The following is a 19333-nucleotide window of genomic DNA, read 5'->3' as shown; positions in this document are numbered from 1 at the left end:
GATTTCTGCTTTTTGATAAAGTTAATGACATTGCGTATTTTGAGGACTTTGCGGATGGGAGAATTTTCTGTTACTTATGAGGCAATGCTTGGAAACAGGAAAGTAGCTGTCAAAGAGTTTTATAACAGGGGCTGTATGTACCGGCAGGGTAACAAAGTTGTTCTGACAAATGAAGAAGACCAGCAGGAATTTGAGAAAGCAAAGCAGAAATTTGTAGAAGAGGCACGACGGCTCAGTAAGTTTGCCTCACAGCCGAATGTGGTTCGGGTGTATGGCTATTTTGAAGCAAATAATACGGTTTATATTATCATGGAGTTTCTCGATGGTCCCGGGCTGAATGAATATTTCCGAAAAAAAGGAAGAGTAGAGGCGGCAGAGATGTTTGGCATGCTGCTTCCGGTAATGCGGACACTGGACAAAATTCACGAGTCCGGAATCATTCACAGAGATATCAGTCCGGATAATATTAAATTTGCACAAAATGATGCTTCAGGGACAGGATTGAAGCTGATGGATTTTGGGTCTGCCAGAGATTATCTGAACAGAAATACCTATACTATGGAACTGAAGGATGGCTATGCTCCGCTGGAGCAGTACTCAGAACATGAACAGGGACCATGGACAGATGTTTATGCGCTCAGTGCAGTTATATATCGTGGAATCACAGGACAGAGACCAATGAGATCCGTCAGACGGGCAGAACATGATGATCTGCGCATGCCGTCGCAGCTCGGAATCCCGATTCCTCCTGTAATAGAAGAAATATTAAAAAGAGGACTGAGTATTCGGAAAGAAAACCGCTATCAGAAAATGGCGTCTATGATAAAAGATGTAGAAAAATTTTCGGGAGGAATGTGAAATGAGAGAAGCAGCAGAGAAACGACGGAAATTGTGGATACTGTTACTGGCTGTAATCTGCAGTAGCTTTGTAGTGGCAAACAGCAGTGTGATGCCTGTTCAGGCGGCAGAAGATACGGATGCGAATACCGGGGAAGTTGTGACTTCCGGCACATTTGGAGAATATAATGGAGAAATCTATACTGTGGATAAGGTTGCAAAGAAAGGGTATCACTGTATCTCCGGACAGTACAAAGATACGATGGCAATTTATCAGGACAAGATCTACTGGCGCAAATCCAGCACAGTTTCTGGTCAGTCGAGTGAGATCATCCGTATGGATCTGGATGGAGATAATCAGACGGTTCTTACAAATTCAGCGAAACCTAATGCAAAATTCTGTATCTATAATAATTATCTGTATTATACCTCCGGTGATGGCAGTCAGAACTACGATGGAAGAAAGATTGATCTTGCGACAGGAGAGGATGTAGAGAGCGGCAGTTATGTTTTTCGTTATGGAAATGAAAAGATATGGGTCTCTACGGGGATTGAAGACGGAGACTGGTATGTTTCAGAGCCCGGATTTGAAAATATACAGAAGGACGGCAGTATCGAAGGTTCTGTACTGGGAATCGTAGGAAGCAAAGTCTGCTATATCTATCAGGATGGTGATACCTGGACAACCTGTGGATATGATATAAAAACAGGAAAGAAAGTAGTTCTTGAAAAGGGAAATGCTTCCAGATCAGTTGTCACAGGAGATGGACTTTACTACAAAAAGGCAGAAGATGAAAATACTGTACTGTACAGAAGAAATATGCGAGATGGTTCTGTATCACAATACGATTTTGGCGGAATGAATCTGTATATAAGTGGCTGTAATGAAGTTGGAGATGCGACTTTCTTTATACAGTTCCTGCCGGATCAGGGTGAAAATAACACAGAATTATGGAGACTGGACCGCAGTACCGGGGAAAAAGAACGGATTGCTACCTGGTACAATGAAAATGCAGAAAATGCAGCAGAGGAACCATAAATACAAAAAAATGCCTCAGGGCAGTTTTTTATTAAAGAAACAGAAACTTGTATAGAAAAGAATGCAGTCAGAATCGTGTGGAATGCTTGCTGTAAACTGGCAGAAATGCTATATTTATTTTACAGACATAAATAAGAAAAGAATCGCTGTTTTTTGTATGGCGGGATCAGCTGTACAGGGAAGAGCGGGATGCGGAGGCATAGATCATGTTTAAAAAAATAGGAGATGAACGTGCATTTAACGGGATTCTGAATCAGATCATAGATAATATCCAGAATGGAAAACTAAAGGCAGGTGACGCACTTCCGGCAGAGCGGACAATGGCAGAGACTATGGGCGTGTCCAGACCGGCGGTAAGAGAAGTACTGCGGGCACTGGAACTGCTTGGGATCATCAAACCGGTTCCGGGAGGCGGGAATTATATTACTGAGAATCTGGATACCTGGCTGATCGGGCCTTTGACTATTCTTTTTAAGCTGAATAATGGATATCTGAAACAGAACCAGCAGTTCCGTGCAGCATTGGAGAGAGAAGCGGCAATCCTTGCTGCAAAGAAATGTACTCCGCTGGATGCAGCAGAACTCTGGATGATCCTCGACCGTCTGGATTCAGAGGAAGATGAGAAGACAAGGGGAGAGCTGGACCGTGAACTTCACACCAAAATTGCAAAGATCGCGGATAATCCGATGGTCTACAGTGTTCTGGCAGCAGCAGACCAGCTCACGGACAACATTGTATCCGGCACCAGAGATTATATCATGAGAAAAAATAATTCATCCAAAGACATAGATGAGCAGCATCACCGTCTGGTAGAGGCAATCATCAACAACGATGTGGAACAGGCAGAACACTGCATGTCTGAACACATGGATACGATCGAGCGTTATATGGATGAAATGCAGAAAGAGTGCAAACCAGAGGGAAAACGTATCTGAAAGTGTTGAAAGTAAATAATGAATAGATTACAATAGAGACATTAAAACAGCAACATCAAAATACTAAGATTCCACGGAGGATAACAGAAATGGATTACGCAAAAGAATCTTTAAGATTACATGGAGAATGGAAGGGCAACATCGGACCGGAAGCCGGCATGCCTGTTATGGAAGGAAAATGTGCATTATTCAAGGCTTTTGGTGATGTAGATGCATTCCCGCTCTGTATCAAGAGCAATGATGTGGATTAGATTGTAAATACGATTTATCTGATCTCAGGATCTTTTGGCGGAGTCAATCTGGAGGATATTTCCGCACCGAGATGTTTCGAAATCGAAAAGAAGCTCAAAGAAAAATGTGACATACCGATTTTCCACGATGACCAGCACGGAACTGCGATCGTAGTATCTGCGGGGCTGACTAATGCGCTCAGACTTGTGAATAAGAAATTCTCAGAGGCCAGGGTAGTCATCAATGGTGCCGGATCTGCAGGTATTTCTATCTGTAAACTCCTTCTGGAACTTGGAATCGGTGATGTTGTTATGGTTGAACGCAAGGGAATCCTTGCACCGGGAGAAGAGTGGATGAACCCGGCACAGAAAGAAATTGCAGAAAAGACAAACAAAGAACAGATCCATGGAGACCTCAAGACTGCTATGAAGGGCAGAGATATCTTTGTCGGCGTATCTGCACCGAATATTGTCACAGCAGAGATGGTAAGCACAATGGCAGACGATGCGATCGTTTTTGCCATGGCAAACCCGCCACCGGAGATCATGCCGGATGAGGCAAGAAAAGGCGGAGCCAGAGTTATTGCAACAGGACGTTCTGATTTCCCGAACCAGATCAATAATGTACTGGTATTCCCGGGCGTGTTCAGAGGTGCTTTTGACGTAAGGGCAAGTGATATCAACGAAGAAATGAAGATTGCAGCAGCAAAGGCTATCGCAGATCTGATTTCAGATGAAGAACTTTTTGAGGACAATATTATTCCGAAGGCATTTGACAAGAGAGTGGGACCGGCAGTTGCGAAAGCAGTTGCAGAAGCGGCAAGAAAAACAGGCGGAGCCCGCATCTGACCGTATGATCCGGTAGTTGTATTTCAGGATGAAAAAAGAAGAAAATACAAGACTAAAAGAAATTCGAAGCCATGGGACCAAAACGTTCCCCTGCGCTGTATACAGAACAAGTTCAAAAGGTCAGGGTGTTATGGTGAAACATCACTGGCACGATGAAGTAGAGATGCTTTATTTTGATAAAGGTGGCTTTCTTTTGGAAGTCAACATGGAAGTTTATCCGGTTGAATCCGAATGTATCTGTTTCATTAATCCGGGAGAACTGCACAGCATTACAAAAATCTGCTCAGAGGAGTCGGGAGAGGACGCAATTGTGTTTCACCCGGCTGTCCTGAGTTTTGAATCTTATGATGCAGCGCAGATAGAACTGCTCCAGCCGATCCAGAACGGGCGGCTGCTTTTTCCGAGGCAGATTTTTCCAGGAGATGCTGTTTTTGAGGAGATTCGCCAGTATTTCAAAGAGATCCTGATGATTTTTCACAAAGACGGGACGGAGAAACTCTGGATGACCAAAGGCGGCGTTACCGATGATGTGGTGAGCCAGATGTACATTAAGTCCTCTTTGCTCCGGATCCTTGCAGTTCTGTGGAAATATCAGCTTTTTACTGTTATGACGGAGAATGGCAATAAGCGTGTTGAAGAGATCAAGAAAGTTCTTTCTTATATAAAGGGACACTATGACGAAAAAATATACATAAGAGATCTGGCGAAACTCATTAATATGAATGAACAGTATTTCTGCCGCTTTTTTAAGAAAAGCATCGGACGTTCACCGATGGTATATATCAATGAGTTTCGGATCCGTCAGGCAATGCATTTTCTGGAGGATACGGACGAGTCTGTGACAGAAGTTGCAATGGAGTGTGGATATAATAATCTCGGTAATTTTCTGCGGGAGTTTCACAGGCAGACGGGGACAACACCTCTGAAGTACAGAAAGAACAGCCAGAATAAGAAGAAATCTTTGACAAATATCTAAAGAATAGGTACAATAGCAGATATGTGAAAGGGGATTAAGATATGGCAAACTGGGAAAACAATATCCGCAAAGTTGTTCCGTATACTCCGGGAGAACAGCCAAATCAGCCGGATATGATCAAACTGAATACAAATGAAAACCCATATCCGCCGGCACCGGGAGTACGAGAAGTGCTTCGCAATATGGATACCGATACACTGAGACTTTATCCGGATCCGGCAGCACTGGATCTTGTACGCGCAATTGCTGATACTTACGGGCTTTCGGATAATCAGGTGTTTGTAGGCGTAGGGTCTGATGATGTACTTGCAATGAGTTTCCTTACTTTCTTTAACAGTGAGAAACCAATCCTGTTTCCGGATATCACTTATTCTTTCTACGATGTATGGGCAGATCTTTTCCGTATTCCGTATGAGAGGCCGGCACTGGATGAGCATTTCCACATTCGCAAAGAAGATTACTTCGGGGAAAATGGAGGAATTGTATTTCCGAATCCAAATGCACCAACAGGTGTGGTAATGCCGCTTTCTGAAGTGGAGGACATTGTTGCACACAATCAGGATGTGATTGTGATCGTAGATGAAGCCTATGTGGATTTTGGCTCACAGTCAGCGCTTCCTCTCATCGAAAAATACGAGAATCTTCTGATCGTTCAGACATTTTCCAAGTCCAGGTCTATGGCGGGAATGAGAATCGGTTTTGCAATGGGTTCACCGAAACTGATTAAATATCTGAATGATGCCAAATATTCTTTCAACTCTTATACTATGGACAGAACCGCCCTGGCAGCAGGTGTGGCAGCAGTCAAAGATCAGGAGTATTTCTGCGAGACTTGTCATAAAATCATAGAGACAAGAGAGTGGACAAAGAAGGAACTCAGCAAACTCGGCTTTTCTTTTGAGGACTCCAAGGCAAACTTTATTTTTGCAACGCATGAGACCTGTCCGGCAGAGGATCTGTTTAAAGCACTGCGTGAACGCCACATCTATGTGAGATATTTCCAGGGTGGACGAACAGGAAATCATCTTCGCATTACTGTAGGAACCAGAGAAGAAATGGAAACTTTTATTGGATTCCTCAGAGACTATTTATCTGAATAAGGAGAAATATATTGGAAGTTTTAGTAAACTGGTTTACAAATACTCTTGGGCAGCATATCTCAAGAGAAATGGTGATCTTTATTATTTCCATGATTCCAATCCTGGAACTAAGGGGCGGACTTCTGGCAGCATCGCTTCTTAATATATCTATGGTGAAAGCGATTCCCATCTGTATTTTAGGAAATATAATTCCGATCCCGTTTATTCTGTTGTTTATCAAACAAATCTTCAAATGGCTCAAAAAAACAAAAATTTTCCGTGGACTTATTATAAAAATGGAAAACCGTGCAATGGGCAAGAGTGACCAGATCAAGAGATATGAATTTCTGGGGCTTTTGCTGTTTGTAGGAATCCCGCTTCCGGGAACCGGTGCATGGACAGGCTCACTGATCGCATCTCTTCTGGAAGTAGATATCAAGAAATCTTCGATCGCAATTTTCTGTGGTCTTATTATGGCAACTGTTATCATGAGTATAGTTTCTTATGGCGTTCTTGGAAATCTGATTCATTAAGGACCTGTAAGAAGAAAAATGAGAGGTTTTTTATGAGAGAAAAATATGAATCGTTGCCGCTGGCAACATTGAAAGACCTTGCAAAAGCAAGGGGATTAAGGGGGATTTCCACTCTGAGAAAGCCGGAACTGATCAACCGTATGCTTGAGGAGGATGAGAAGGAGGCTGCTCAGAAAGAATCTGCACCAAAGGTACAGAAGAGCGTTCAGACTGAAAAACCACAGGAAGTGGTGAGAGAACAGAGATATTTTGAACGGGCAAATGAAAAATCAGCACGTCAGAGTTTCAGAACTCGTGAAAACCGTACTTTTTATCATAATAATGAGAGACGAAATTATCAGGAGCGGAACAACTATCAGGAACGAAATCCGGAAGGTTATGCATATCGCAGTCAGGAGGACTATCAGGAGAGAACTCCGGAGTTTTTTAAAGCCCCGTCAGAGACAGCGCAGCTTGACAGCGGCGAGAAAGCAGATGGCATTCTGGAAGTGCTTCCGGATGGATACGGTTTTATCCGCTGTGAAAATTATCTGCCGGGAGAAAATGATATCTATGTTTCACCGTCCCAGATCCGCCGCTTCAATCTGAAGACCGGCGATATCCTTAAAGGAAGCATCCGCATCAAGACACAGGGTGAGAAGTTCAGTGCACTTCTCTATGTGGATTCGATCAATGGATTCCATCCAAGTGAAGGACAGAGACGTTATAATTTCGAAGATATGACTCCGATCTTCCCGAATGAGAGACTTCGTATGGAGCGTCCGGGCGGTACAGTTGCCATGCGTATCATGGATCTGTTAAGCCCGATCGGTAAAGGTCAGCGAGGCATGATCGTATCTCCACCGAAGGCTGGTAAGACCACACTTCTCAAGGATGTGGCCAAATCTATCCTCAAAAACAGCCCGAATATGCATCTCATCATTCTTCTGATCGATGAGCGTCCGGAGGAAGTAACTGATATCAAGGAAGAAATCCAGGGCAGCAATGTAGAGGTTATTTATTCTACATTTGACGAACTTCCGGAGCATCACAGACGAGTTTCAGAGATGGTCGTTGAGCGTGCACGCCGTCTTGTAGAGCATAAGCAGGATGTTACGATCCTCCTTGACTCCATTACGAGACTTGCCAGGGCATACAATCTCTGTGTAAATCCAAGTGGAAGAACGCTTTCCGGTGGTCTGGATCCGGCAGCCCTTCATATGCCGAAGAGATTTTTTGGCGCGGCACGTAATATGAGAGAGGGCGGAAGCCTGACGATCCTTGCAACGGCACTTGTAGAGACCGGAAGCAAGATGGACGATGTCATTTATGAAGAATTCAAGGGAACCGGTAACATGGAGCTTGTACTTGACCGTAAACTCCAGGAAAAACGAGTCTTCCCTGCAATCGATATTCAGAAATCAGGTACCAGAAGAGAGGATCTTCTTCTTAGTAAAGAAGAGCAGGAAGCTGTCTATAATATGCGTAAAGCGCTGAACAGCCTCAAGGCTGAAGATGCAGTAGAGCAGATCCTGAACATGTTCTCCAGGACAAAGACAAATGCAGAATTTGTCCAGATGGCAAAAAAACAGAAATTTTTATAAATAGCTTGCAATCCAATATTCATTGTGTTATAATCAGAAAGCTGTGAAATAGTAAATTCGTCAAATTAATACGAATAGAAAATAGAACGAACATAGAGAGGTGAAAATCATGCGTGAAGGAATCCATCCGAACTACTATCAGGCAACTGTAACCTGCAACTGTGGAAACACATTCGTAACAGGATCTACAAAGAAAGATATCCACGTAGAAATCTGTTCCAAATGCCATCCATTCTACACAGGACAGCAGAAAGCGGCTCAGGCTCGCGGACGTATTGATAAGTTCAACAGAAAATACGGCTTAAACAAATAATCAGACAGAATAAGAAACTAGAGAACAGGTTGAGGTTGGGAAATCTCAACCTTTCTTTGCTTCTGTGGATAATTGGAGTGATATATGAAACCATCAAACATTGGCGGACAGGCGGTAATGGAAGGTATCATGATGCGCCACAAGGACAAATATGCAGTTGCAGTACGCCGTCCGGATAAAGAAATAGAATTGAAGGTTGAGGATTACAAGTGCACCTTCGGTAAGGCTTCTTTCCTTAAGAAGCCGATCATCCGTGGTGTGGTCAGCTTTGTGGACGGACTTGTAGTCGGAACCAAGTGCCTCATGTACTCGGCAGAGATCGCAGGAGACGAGGAGGACGAGGATGAAGCGGCAAAGAATGCGAAACTTTCAGAGGAAGAACTTTCTGCCAAGAAAGAGAAGGAAGCAAAGCAGTTCCAGTGGCTTCTGTACATAACGGTTGCGATTTCCATTGTTGTCTCCGTAGCAGCTTTTATGCTGCTTCCGTATGCACTGGCAAGCCTTCTTCGTAAGGTCGGAGCTTCTGAGTTTGGAGTGACTGTGGCGGAGGCTTTTGTGAAACTGGCACTGTTTCTGGGATATATGTTCCTGATCTCCAGAATGAAGGATATCCAGAGGACCTTCATGTATCATGGAGCGGAGCATAAATGCATCAACTGTGTGGAGCATGGAATGCCTCTGACAGTAGAGAATGTAATGGCAAGCTCCAGACAGCATAAGCGTTGTGGAACCAGTTTCCTGTTTCTGGTCATGCTGGTGAGTATCTGCCTGCATTTTGTTTTTGTGCTGGTGCCTGTTTACTGGGTCCGCCTTTTTGGACGTCTCCTGATGGTGCCGGTCGTGGCGGGAATCTCCTTCGAGATGATTCAGTGGGCCGGAAGAACGGACAGCAAACTGGCAGATTTTTTCAGTAAGCCGGGTCTGGCAATACAGAAACTTACGACCAAGGAGCCGACACCGGACATGGTTGAGGTTGCAATCAAGGCAGTAGAAGCAGTTTTTGACTGGAAACAATATTTGAAAGATGAGTTCGGCTGGGAGCCGGAAGAAAAAAATGAGGAAGACCATGCAGACATTTCATGAGCTGTTGACTGAGGGAACACAGCTTCTTGTAAGTGCGGGGATTGAAGAAGCCAGGTTGGATGCCTGGCTCCTTCTGGAGTATACGGCAGATATCGGCCGTGCCTGGTACTATGCTCACCCGGAAACGGAAGCAGGAGAAAAAACAGCCCTCAAATATCTTGAATTATGTAAACAAAGAGCAGAGCATATCCCGCTTCAGCATCTGACACATCAGGCGTGCTTTATGGGATATGATTTTTATGTGGATGAGAGAGTCCTCGTGCCGCGGCAGGACACAGAGGTTCTGGCGGAGGAAGCACTGGACCGTCTGAAGGAGATCCCGAATCCGAAGATCCTGGATATGTGTACGGGATCTGGATGCCTGCTTTTAAGTATCCTTATGGAGAGATCGGATGCTTTTGGAACCGGCGTTGATATTTCTGAGGATGCACTTAAGGTTGCCGGACAGAACAGAAAAAACCTGAATCTCGAAGAACGGGCAGTTTTGGTACAAAGTGATACATTTTCGGGAGATTATTTTCAGAAAAACAGTGGAAATACATCCTTGGAATATGATATGCTTATTTCAAATCCGCCTTATATACCTACGGCGGATATTCAGCAGTTGATGGATGAAGTAAGGTTTCATGATCCGGTACTGGCTCTGGACGGGCGCGAGGATGGCCTTTATTTTTACCGCAGGATTACCGAACAGGCGGGCAGCTATCTCAAACCGGGCGGCTGGCTGATGTACGAGATCGGCTGTGAGCAGGGAGCAGATGTATCTGCGATCATGAGACAGAATGGCTTTGTCGATGTCGCTGTAAAGAAAGATCTTGCAGGACTTGACAGAGTGGTAATTGGTAAAAAGCAAATGCAGGAGGAACAGCATGTTTGATAAACTTGATGACTTGCTGATTCGTTTCGAGGAAGTTCTGAATGAACTCGGAGAACCGGGCGTGACAGACAACCAGGAACGTTTTCAGAAGCTGATGAAGGAACAGAGTGATCTGCAGCCTATCGTAGACACTTATACAGAATACAAGAAAAACAAAGAAACCATCCAGGACAGCCTTTCCATGCTGGAAGAGGAGAAGGATGAGGATATGCGCGAAATGCTCAAGGAAGAACTTTCCGATGCCAAGAAGCGCGTGGAAGAACTGGAACAGGAACTCAAGATCCTGCTTCTTCCAAAAGACCCAAATGACAGCAAGAACGTTATCGTGGAGATCCGTGCAGGTGCCGGCGGTGATGAGGCGGCGCTTTTTGCAGCAGAGATCTACCGTATGTATGTGAAATACGCAGAATCCAGAAGATGGAAGACAGAGATGATGAGTCTCAATGAGAACGGCATCGGCGGATTCAAGGAAGTTACTTTCATGATCCAGGGACAGGGCGCTTATTCCCGCCTGAAATATGAGAGCGGAGTACACCGTGTACAGCGTGTACCGGAGACAGAATCCGGCGGACGTATCCATACTTCCACCTGTACTGTAGCGATCATGCCGGAGGCAGAGGAGATCGACTTCCACCTGGATATGAATGACTGTAAATTTGACGTATTCCGTGCGTCCGGTAACGGTGGACAGTGTGTCAACACCACGGACTCTGCGGTACGTCTGACACATATTCCGACAGGAATCGTTATTTCCTGTCAGGATGAGAAATCCCAGCTCAAGAACAAGGACAAAGCACTCAAGGTACTTCGTTCCCGTCTGTATGAGATGGAACTGGCAAAGCAGCATGACGCAGAGGCAGAAGCAAGAAGAAGCCAGATTGGAACCGGTGACCGTTCCGAGAAGATCCGTACTTACAACTTCCCGCAGGGACGTGTGACAGACCACAGGATCAAACTTACTCTTCATCGCCTGGAAAGCATTCTCGGTGGTGACCTGGATGAGATCATCGACAGCCTGATCGCCGCAGACCAGGCAGCTAAATTAAGTTCATTAAATGAAGAAGAATAAAGGGAGGAACTTCAAATGAAAAAAACTGCACTTGTAATCATGGCAGCCGGAATCGGAAGTCGCTTTGGAAAAGGAATCAAACAGCTTGCACCAGTAGGACCTAATGGTGAGATCATTATGGACTACTCTATTCATGATGCACTGGAGGCAGGATTCAATAAAGTTGTATTTATCATCCGCAAGGACCTGGAAGAAGAATTCCGCCGCGTGATCGGTGAGAGGATCGAGAAAGTTACAGAAGTTGCATACGCATTCCAGTCCCTGGATGATCTTCCAGAAGGATTTGAGAAACCGGCAGACCGTACAAAACCATGGGGAACAGGGCAGGCAGTCCTTGCTGCAAAGGCAGTTCTTGACGAGCCATTCATGGTAATTAATGCAGATGATTATTACGGTAAGGAAGCATATGTCAAAGTCCATGATTATCTGGTACAGGAACAGTCAGAAGATGGAATCCATCACATCTGCATGGCAGGATTCCGTCTTGGAAATACCTTAAGTGATAACGGAAGCGTTACCAGAGGCGTATGCCACATCGAGGACGGTGCACTGGTTGGTGTTACAGAGACACACAATATTTTCAAGACAGCAGACGGTGCAGAAGCAAGAGATGACAATGGAAATGTAGAGAAACTGGATATCAGAAGTCTTGTTTCCATGAACATGTGGGGACTGACACCGGCATTCATGGATACTCTGGAAAAAGGTTTCGTAGATTTCCTTCAGAATGTAGAAGAGGGAGATATCAAGAAAGAATATCTTCTTCCGGAAATGATCGACCGTCTCATCAAAGATGGCAAGGCAAAAGTAGATGTACTTGAGACAAAGGATACCTGGTTCGGCGTAACTTATCAGGAAGATAAAGCTGCTGTAACAGCCGCATTCAAAAAACTTGTAGAAGACGGAGTATATCCGGCACAGCTTTATAAATAATTTAATCTGGATCTAAGGAGAGTGACATAAGATGGGTAAATATTTTGGAACAGATGGTTTCCGTGGAGAAGCCAACGTACAGCTGACAGCAAATCATGCATTTCAGGTAGGCCGTTATGTGGGCTGGTACTATGGTCGTGAGCACAAAGCAAAGATCGTGATCGGCAAGGATACAAGAAGAAGCAGCTATATGTTTGAATATGCACTGGCAGCAGGACTGACCGCTTCCGGAGCAGATGCATATCTTCTTCATGTAACGACAACTCCAAGTGTTTCTTATGTTGTCCGCACAGAGAATTTTGACTGTGGAGTCATGATCTCTGCAAGCCACAATCCATTTTATGATAATGGAATCAAGCTTCTGAACGGAAACGGACAGAAGATCGAAGCAGAGGTAGAGGCAAGGATCGAGGCATATCTGGACGGCAGACTGGAAGAACTTCCATATGCGACAAGAGAAGATATCGGACGTACCGTTGACTTTGCTTCCGGACGTAACCGTTATATCGGTCATCTGATCTCTATCCCAAGCTGTGATTTCAAGAATATCAAGATCGGTCTTGACTGCTCCAACGGAAGTTCCTCTGCGATCGCCAAGAGTGTATTTGATGCGCTGAGAGCCAAGACTTATGTGATCAACGATGAGCCTGATGGAACAAACATCAACAGAAACTGCGGCTCCACACATATCGAAGTTCTGCAGAAATATGTTATAGATCATGGACTGGATGTAGGCTTTGCCTATGATGGTGATGCAGACCGCTGTATCGCAGTTGACCATAAGGGAAACATCATCGATGGCGACAAGATCATGTATGTCTGCGGTAAATATCTCAAATCACAGGGCAAACTCAAGGGAAATACTGTTGTTACTACGGTTATGTCAAACATGGGTCTGTACAAAGCCCTTGAAAGAGAAGGAATCAATTATGAGCAGACAGCAGTCGGCGACAAATATGTAGCAGAGAACATGATGGAAAACGATTACAGTATCGGAGGCGAGCAGTCCGGACATATCATTTTCAGCCGTTATGCAGCTACCGGTGACGGTATCCTGACATCTCTCATGCTCATGGAGGCATGTGTCGAGCAGAAAGCAACTCTCTGTGACCTTGCAAAAGAAATGAAAGTGTACCCGCAGATTCTCCGCAATGTCCGTGTGGCAGACAAGAAGACGGCAAGAGAAAATCCGGCAGTTGTAAAAGCTGTTGAGGATGTTGCAAGAGCACTTGGAACAGATGGCCGTATCCTTGTGAGAGAGAGTGGAACAGAACCACTGATCCGTGTTATGGTAGAAGCTGGTACAGAGGATATCTGTGCAGAGCATGTAAATCATGTGGTACAGGTGATGGAATCAGAAGGATTAATTGTAGAAGGATGAGAAACAAAAAAATCATATGTCTGCTGGCAGCCGGTCTTGGAGCATTGCTCCTGACCGGCTGTGGTGGAGAAAATCAAAAAACATATGAGCAGGCAAATGCAGATCTGGAAGAGGCTAACTATGATTATGCACTGAATGAATACCAGGCCTGTATTTCTGCCGGATATAAGCTGGCACAGTCTTACAGGGGATCAGGAATTGTCAAACTGCGTACCGGCGATTATCAGGGGGCGATCGATGACCTGACAAATGCGCTGAATGATGAGAAAACGGGCAAGTCTGACAGAAAGGATCTTCTGGAATACCGTGCTGCAGCAGAACTCAAGGCAGAATTGTATGATCAGGCGATGGCAGACTGTCAGACGCTGGCTGAGGATTATTCGCTGAATGCGAATGATTATTATCTTACGGGCTGTGTGGCGCTTGCCATGGATTCTTATGATGAGGCTTCCTCCAATTTCTCAGAAGCCTATGGAAGTGATTCTACTTATGAGATGGCGATCCAGATCTACGAGGCATATCTGGGACAGGATATGGAAGCTGACGGCACGAGATACCTGGAAGCTGCACTTAAGACAGAGGCAAAGACAGCCGATGATTACTGCGAACGTGGCAAAGTTTATTATTATATGGATGATTATGAGAATGCCAGGACAGAGCTTACAACAGCTGCTGATAAAGGCAGCACAGAGGCAACACTGATCCTTGGCATGGTATATATGGCGCAGGGAGATACTTCCAATGCCCGTAGCTTTTATCAGCAGTATATTGATGCGGATGGAGATGATCCGGCGAAGGGCTATAATGGTCTGGCACTCTGCGATATCTCAGATGGAGATTATGACAGTGCACTTCAGAATATCAGCCAGGGTCTCGGAGATGCGACATCGGATGAGATGAGAGATCTTCTGTTCAACGAGATCGTTGTCTATGAGAAAAAACTGGATTTTTCTACCGCACTTTCCAAAGCCCAGGAATATGTACAGACATTTAAGGATGATGATGCAGCAGCGAAGGAACTGACCTTCCTTCAGTCAAGAGTTGGAAACCAGGCAGCGGCAGGGGATGCCAGTGAGGCAGACACTTCCAATGAAAGTACAGCGGAGGAATCAGCAGATACTGGCACAGACGAATCTTCCGAGGAGAGTTATTAAGTTATGCAGTTTTATGAATTTAAGGAAACCCAGGAGAGGGTGATCCTCATTGGTGTTCAGACAGAAGTGGGAGACGATGTAGAAGCTTCTCTGGATGAACTTGAAGAACTTGCTGAGACTGCCGGAGCAGAGACAGTAGCGAAGGTGATCCAGAACAGAGAGGCAGTCCATCCTGGAACCTATATCGGCAAAGGCAAGATTGAAGAAGTGGCATCCCTTTTACGCGCTCTGGATGCCAATGGAGTCATCTGTGATGATGAACTTTCTCCGGCACAGCTGAACAATCTGGAACGGGAACTGGACTGCAAGGTTATGGACAGAACCCTTCTGATCCTGGATATTTTTGCAGGACGTGCTGTATCCAGTGAGGGTAAGATCCAGGTCGAACTGGCGCAGCTTCGTTATCGTGCGGCGCGCCTCGTCGGACTTCGAGAATCCCTGTCCCGTTTGGGCGGCGGTATCGGTACGAGAGGACCTGGAGAGAAGAAACTGGAAACAGACAGACGACTGATCCGTACCAGGATCTCTGCACTCAAGGCAGAACTTGCACAGGTGGAGAAACACAGAGAACTGATCCGCGGTAAGCGTTCCAGAGGAAACCTCAAGACAGCGGCGATCGTCGGATATACGAATGCAGGAAAGTCCACTCTTTTGAATACACTGACAGGAGCGGGGATCCTGGCAGAAGACAAGCTTTTTGCCACGCTGGACCCGACAACGAGAGTGCTCGAACTCAAGGACGGACAGCAGATCCTGCTTACAGATACGGTAGGATTTATCCGTAAACTGCCGCATCATCTGGTAGAAGCTTTCAAGAGTACACTGGAAGAAGCAAAATATGCAGATTATATCATCCACGTGGTGGATGCATCCAACCCGCAGGCGGAGCTTCAGATGTTCACAGTTTATGAAACTCTCCGGGAACTGGGAGCGACCGGCAAAAAGATCGTTACACTTCTGAACAAACAGGACCAGGTAACAGGAAGCGGTATCCGTGATCTCAAAGCGGATTATACTGTGAAATGTTCTGCACGAACAGGAGAAGGTCTGGATGAATTTAAGGACGTCCTTGCGAAACTTCTGGCGGAGGATCAGATCTATCTGGAGGAATTGTACCCGTACAGTGAAGCTGGCAAGATCCAGAAGATCCGTGAGTTTGGAAGCCTTCTCTCAGAAGAATATCGTGAAGATGGAATTTTTGTAAAGGCACGTGTACCGGCAGAAATCTTTGTTTCTGTGATGCCGAAATAACGTGCGAAAAGCCCGAAAATACGGGCAAAACCGGCAGATATCATAAGAAAAATATAACAAAAACAAACACTATATAGTTGTGAAATGATTAACATGACACAATATATAGTGTTTTTTATATATTGACGCAAAGGGCATAGTTTGATACAATAGGTCTACAGCGCATGACAGGGAGGTATGGTGTAGCATGTTTCAGGTAGTTAAACGTGACGGAGAGATCGCAGACTTTCAGATGTCCAAGATCACTTCAGCCATTGACAAAGCATTTGACGCAAAAGAAAAAATTTACAGTAAGGATATGATCGATCTTCTCGGACTTCGGGTTACGGCAGACTTTCAGAATAAGATCCAGAACAATAAAGTAACCGTAGAGGACATCCAGGACAGCGTGGAGAACGTACTGATCCAGGCCGGATACAGCGATGTGGCAAAGGCATATATCCTTTATCGCAAACAGAGAGAAAAGATCCGTAATATGAAATCAACGATCCTCGACTACAAAGAAATCGTAGACAGCTATGTTAAGGTCGAGGACTGGCGAGTAAAAGAAAATTCAACAGTAACATATTCCGTCGGAGGTCTGATCTTAAGTAACTCCGGTGCAGTAACAGCCAATTACTGGCTTTCAGAGATCTATGATAACGAGATTGCAGAAGCGCACAGAAATGCAGATATCCACATTCATGATCTGTCCATGCTGACAGGCTACTGTGCAGGATGGTCTCTCAAGCAGCTGATCCAGGAGGGACTTGGCGGAATCGAGGGCAAGATCACATCCGCCCCGGCGAAGCACTTAAGCGTTCTGTGTAACCAGATGGTCAATTTCCTTGGGATCATGCAGAATGAATGGGCAGGAGCACAGGCATTTTCTTCTTTTGATACTTACCTTGCTCCGTTTGTCAAGGCAGACGGACTTGCTTATCCGGAAGTCAAGAAGTGCATTGAATCCTTTGTTTATGGCGTAAATACCCCAAGCCGCTGGGGAACACAGGCACCGTTCTCCAATATCACACTTGACTGGACCGTTCCGGACGACCTCGCAGAGCTTCCGGCGATCGTAGGCGGCAAGGAAATGGACTTCAAGTACAAAGACTGCAAGAAAGAGATGGATATGGTCAACAAGGCATTCATCGAGACAATGATCGAGGGTGATGCCAACGGAAGAGGATTCCAGTATCCGATCCCGACCTATTCCATTACGAAAGATTTTGACTGGTCAGATACAGAGAACAACCGTCTGTTATTTGAAATGACAGCGAAATACGGAACTCCGTATTTTTCAAACTATATCAACAGCGATATGAAACCGAGCGATATCCGCAGCATGTGCTGCCGACTTCGTCTTGACCTTCGTGAACTCCGCAAGAAGAGCGGCGGCTTCTTCGGCTCCGGTGAGAGCACAGGTTCTGTCGGCGTGGTGACGATCAATATGCCGAGGATCGCATACCAGTCCAGGACACCGGAGGAATTTTACCGCAGACTGGACCGCTTGATGGATATTTCCGCGAGATCACTGCATATCAAGCGTGAAGTGATCACGAAACTTCTGAATGAGGGACTGTATCCGTACACCAAGAGATATCTGGGAAGTTTTGACAACCACTTCTCGACAATCGGTCTTGTAGGAATGAATGAAGCTGGTCTGAATGCGAGATGGCTCGGATGCGACATGACTGATGAACGTACTCAGAAATTTACCAAAGAAGTTCTGACACATATGCGTAACCGACTTTCTGATTATCAGGAGGAATATCCGGGAGAACTCTTTAACCTGGAGGCGACTCCGGCAGAGTCCACCGCATACCGTCTGGCAAAACATGACCGTAAACGCTGGCCGGACATCCGTACAGCAGGAAGCAAGGGCGACACACCGTATTACACAAACAGTTCCCATCTTCCGGTCGAATTCAGCTCTGATATCTTTGATGCACTGGATATCCAGGACGAGCTTCAGACGTTGTATACTTCAGGAACTGTATTCCATGGATTCCTCGGAGAGAAACTTCCGGACTGGAAAGCAGCAGCATCTCTGGTACGCAAGATCGCAGAGAACTACAGACTGCCGTATTACACGATCTCACCTACCTACTCCGTATGCAAGGAACATGGCTATCTGAGCGGTGAGCACTTTACCTGTCCGAAATGCGGCAAGAAGGCAGAAGTTTACAGCCGTATTACAGGATACTATCGTCCGGTACAGAACTGGAACGATGGTAAGGCACAGGAATATAAGAACCGTACTTTATATGATGTGATGCATTCTTCACTCAAGAAGGTACACACCAGCATGGTGACAGTGACAGAGGATGATGTCAAAGTAGAACCGGTGGAAACACATAAATACCTGTTTACTACAAGTACCTGTCCGAACTGCCGTATGGCCAAGAAAATGCTGGAAGGCGAAGATCTGGAGATCATTGATGCAGAGAAGAATCCGGACATGGCGCGCCAGTTCGGGATCATGCAGGCACCGACTCTGGTCATCACAGATGGAGAGCATCTTAAGAAATATGTGAATGCATCCAATATCCAGAAATATGTGGATGAAGAATTAGACTAAAATATCAGACCGTCAGGAGCACAAGAAATGTTTCTGACGGTTTACTTTTTGTATAAAGGTGAGTATAATGAAAAAAGTTAGTATATTTATACATACAGGACGAGGAGAGAGAAAATGATCAAACAGAATATCGTATTCATCGAAAACAAAGCAGGAAGCCTTCAGAAAGTAACAGGTCTCCTCAAAGAAGCAGGAATTGACATCTATGGATTTGCATGTTTTGATGCACCGGAATTTGCACTGTTCCGTATGGTGACAGACAAAGCAGATGAGGCAGAGAAGATCCTTACAGAGAATGGATATATGAACCGTGTGACAGAGGTCATTGCCGTAGACATCAAGGATGAAGTCGGCGGCTTGAATGCTGTTCTTGAAGTTCTCGGAAACTGCAATGTAAACCTTGATTATATTTATACATCTTATCATAGAGGAAACAGTCTTCCGATCATGATCCTTCAGACAGACGATGTTTTTGTCACAGAAAACGTACTGACCAACAATGGCTTCCGTGTACTGAACAGTCTGGAGGGCTAAAAATCATCATGAACAGCACAGCTTTTAAGAAGGGACTCCATGACGGAGTCCCCATTGGTCTGGGATACTTTGCGGTATCCTTTACTTTTGGTATGATGGCGGTTGCAGGCGGGATCT

17 protein-coding genes and 2 pseudogenes are annotated in these 19333 nt (G+C 45.2%); all 19 read left to right on the top strand.

Annotated features, from left to right (window positions below; all coding sequences use genetic code 11):
• Positions 1-54: 54 nt before the first annotated feature.
• Entirely contained in the window at positions 55-858 is an 804-nt protein-coding gene (locus QZL69_RS11860) for a serine/threonine protein kinase (protein WP_022215419.1), read from the top strand.
• A gap of 1 nt (position 859) precedes the next feature.
• A complete protein-coding gene (locus tag QZL69_RS11855; protein ID WP_022215418.1) occupies positions 860-1876 on the top strand; it encodes a DUF5050 domain-containing protein in 1017 nt (338 codons plus the stop codon).
• A 206-nt stretch (positions 1877-2082) separates the two neighbouring features.
• Complete coding sequence (locus QZL69_RS11850; RefSeq protein ID WP_022215417.1) at positions 2083-2811, top strand: FadR/GntR family transcriptional regulator; 729 nt, start codon at positions 2083-2085, stop codon at positions 2809-2811.
• An 89-nt stretch (positions 2812-2900) separates the two neighbouring features.
• A pseudogene (locus tag QZL69_RS11845) lies at positions 2901-3890 on the top strand (NAD(P)-dependent malic enzyme).
• A 28-nt stretch (positions 3891-3918) separates the two neighbouring features.
• The gene (locus QZL69_RS11840; RefSeq protein WP_118252119.1) at positions 3919-4866 is read left to right on the top strand and encodes an AraC family transcriptional regulator; all 948 of its coding nucleotides are present in this window, start codon (positions 3919-3921) and stop codon (positions 4864-4866) included.
• A 41-nt stretch (positions 4867-4907) separates the two neighbouring features.
• The gene (gene hisC / locus QZL69_RS11835) at positions 4908-5966 is read left to right on the top strand and encodes a histidinol-phosphate transaminase (protein WP_022215413.1); all 1059 of its coding nucleotides are present in this window, start codon (positions 4908-4910) and stop codon (positions 5964-5966) included.
• An 11-nt stretch (positions 5967-5977) separates the two neighbouring features.
• A complete protein-coding gene (locus QZL69_RS11830; protein ID WP_022215412.1) occupies positions 5978-6478 on the top strand; it encodes a COG2426 family protein in 501 nt (166 codons plus the stop codon).
• Positions 6479-6510: 32 nt separating this feature from the next.
• On the top strand, positions 6511-8061 hold the full coding sequence (gene rho, locus QZL69_RS11825; protein ID WP_022215411.1) for a transcription termination factor Rho: 1551 nt from the start codon (positions 6511-6513) through the stop codon (positions 8059-8061).
• A 109-nt stretch (positions 8062-8170) separates the two neighbouring features.
• A complete protein-coding gene (rpmE, locus tag QZL69_RS11820) occupies positions 8171-8374 on the top strand; it encodes a 50S ribosomal protein L31 (protein WP_022215410.1) in 204 nt (67 codons plus the stop codon).
• Positions 8375-8458: 84 nt separating this feature from the next.
• On the top strand, positions 8459-9457 hold the full coding sequence (locus QZL69_RS11815; protein ID WP_022215409.1) for a DUF1385 domain-containing protein: 999 nt from the start codon (positions 8459-8461) through the stop codon (positions 9455-9457).
• Positions 9441-10334 carry a peptide chain release factor N(5)-glutamine methyltransferase gene (prmC, locus tag QZL69_RS11810; RefSeq protein ID WP_022215408.1) on the top strand — a complete coding sequence of 298 codons (894 nt, stop codon included), beginning with the start codon at positions 9441-9443 and terminating at the stop codon, positions 10332-10334. Before QZL69_RS11815 ends, prmC begins: the two co-directional genes overlap by 17 nt.
• On the top strand, positions 10327-11403 hold the full coding sequence (gene prfA, locus QZL69_RS11805) for a peptide chain release factor 1 (protein ID WP_022215407.1): 1077 nt from the start codon (positions 10327-10329) through the stop codon (positions 11401-11403). Before prmC ends, prfA begins: the two co-directional genes overlap by 8 nt.
• Positions 11404-11418: 15 nt before the next feature.
• Positions 11419-12336, top strand: coding sequence for a nucleotidyltransferase family protein (locus tag QZL69_RS11800; RefSeq protein WP_022215406.1), 918 nt, complete (start codon positions 11419-11421; stop codon positions 12334-12336).
• Between the two features lie 31 nt (positions 12337-12367).
• Complete coding sequence (gene glmM, locus QZL69_RS11795; protein WP_022215405.1) at positions 12368-13717, top strand: phosphoglucosamine mutase; 1350 nt, start codon at positions 12368-12370, stop codon at positions 13715-13717.
• Positions 13714-14871, top strand: a complete 1158-nt coding sequence (locus QZL69_RS11790) for a tetratricopeptide repeat protein (protein WP_022215404.1) — start codon at positions 13714-13716, stop codon at positions 14869-14871. The genes glmM and QZL69_RS11790 overlap by 4 nt, the downstream gene beginning before the upstream one ends.
• A 3-nt stretch (positions 14872-14874) precedes the next feature.
• On the top strand, positions 14875-16122 hold the full coding sequence (hflX, locus tag QZL69_RS11785; protein ID WP_022215403.1) for a GTPase HflX: 1248 nt from the start codon (positions 14875-14877) through the stop codon (positions 16120-16122).
• 187 nt (positions 16123-16309) lie between these two features.
• Positions 16310-18682, top strand: a complete 2373-nt coding sequence (locus QZL69_RS11780) for a ribonucleoside triphosphate reductase (RefSeq protein ID WP_022215402.1) — start codon at positions 16310-16312, stop codon at positions 18680-18682.
• Positions 18683-18796: 114 nt separating this feature from the next.
• A complete protein-coding gene (locus tag QZL69_RS11775) occupies positions 18797-19216 on the top strand; it encodes an ACT domain-containing protein (protein WP_022215401.1) in 420 nt (139 codons plus the stop codon).
• A gap of 8 nt (positions 19217-19224) precedes the next feature.
• Positions 19225-19333: pseudogene (locus tag QZL69_RS14030) on the top strand (AzlC family ABC transporter permease); the annotation flags it as partial.

The organism is Blautia sp. CAG:237 (assembly GCF_000436615.1).
GTDB classification, from domain to species: Bacteria; Bacillota; Clostridia; order Lachnospirales; family Lachnospiraceae; genus Blautia_A; species Blautia_A intestinihominis.
The sequence above is the reverse complement of the archived record's forward strand: the minus strand, read 5'-3'. Positions and strand labels throughout refer to the sequence as shown.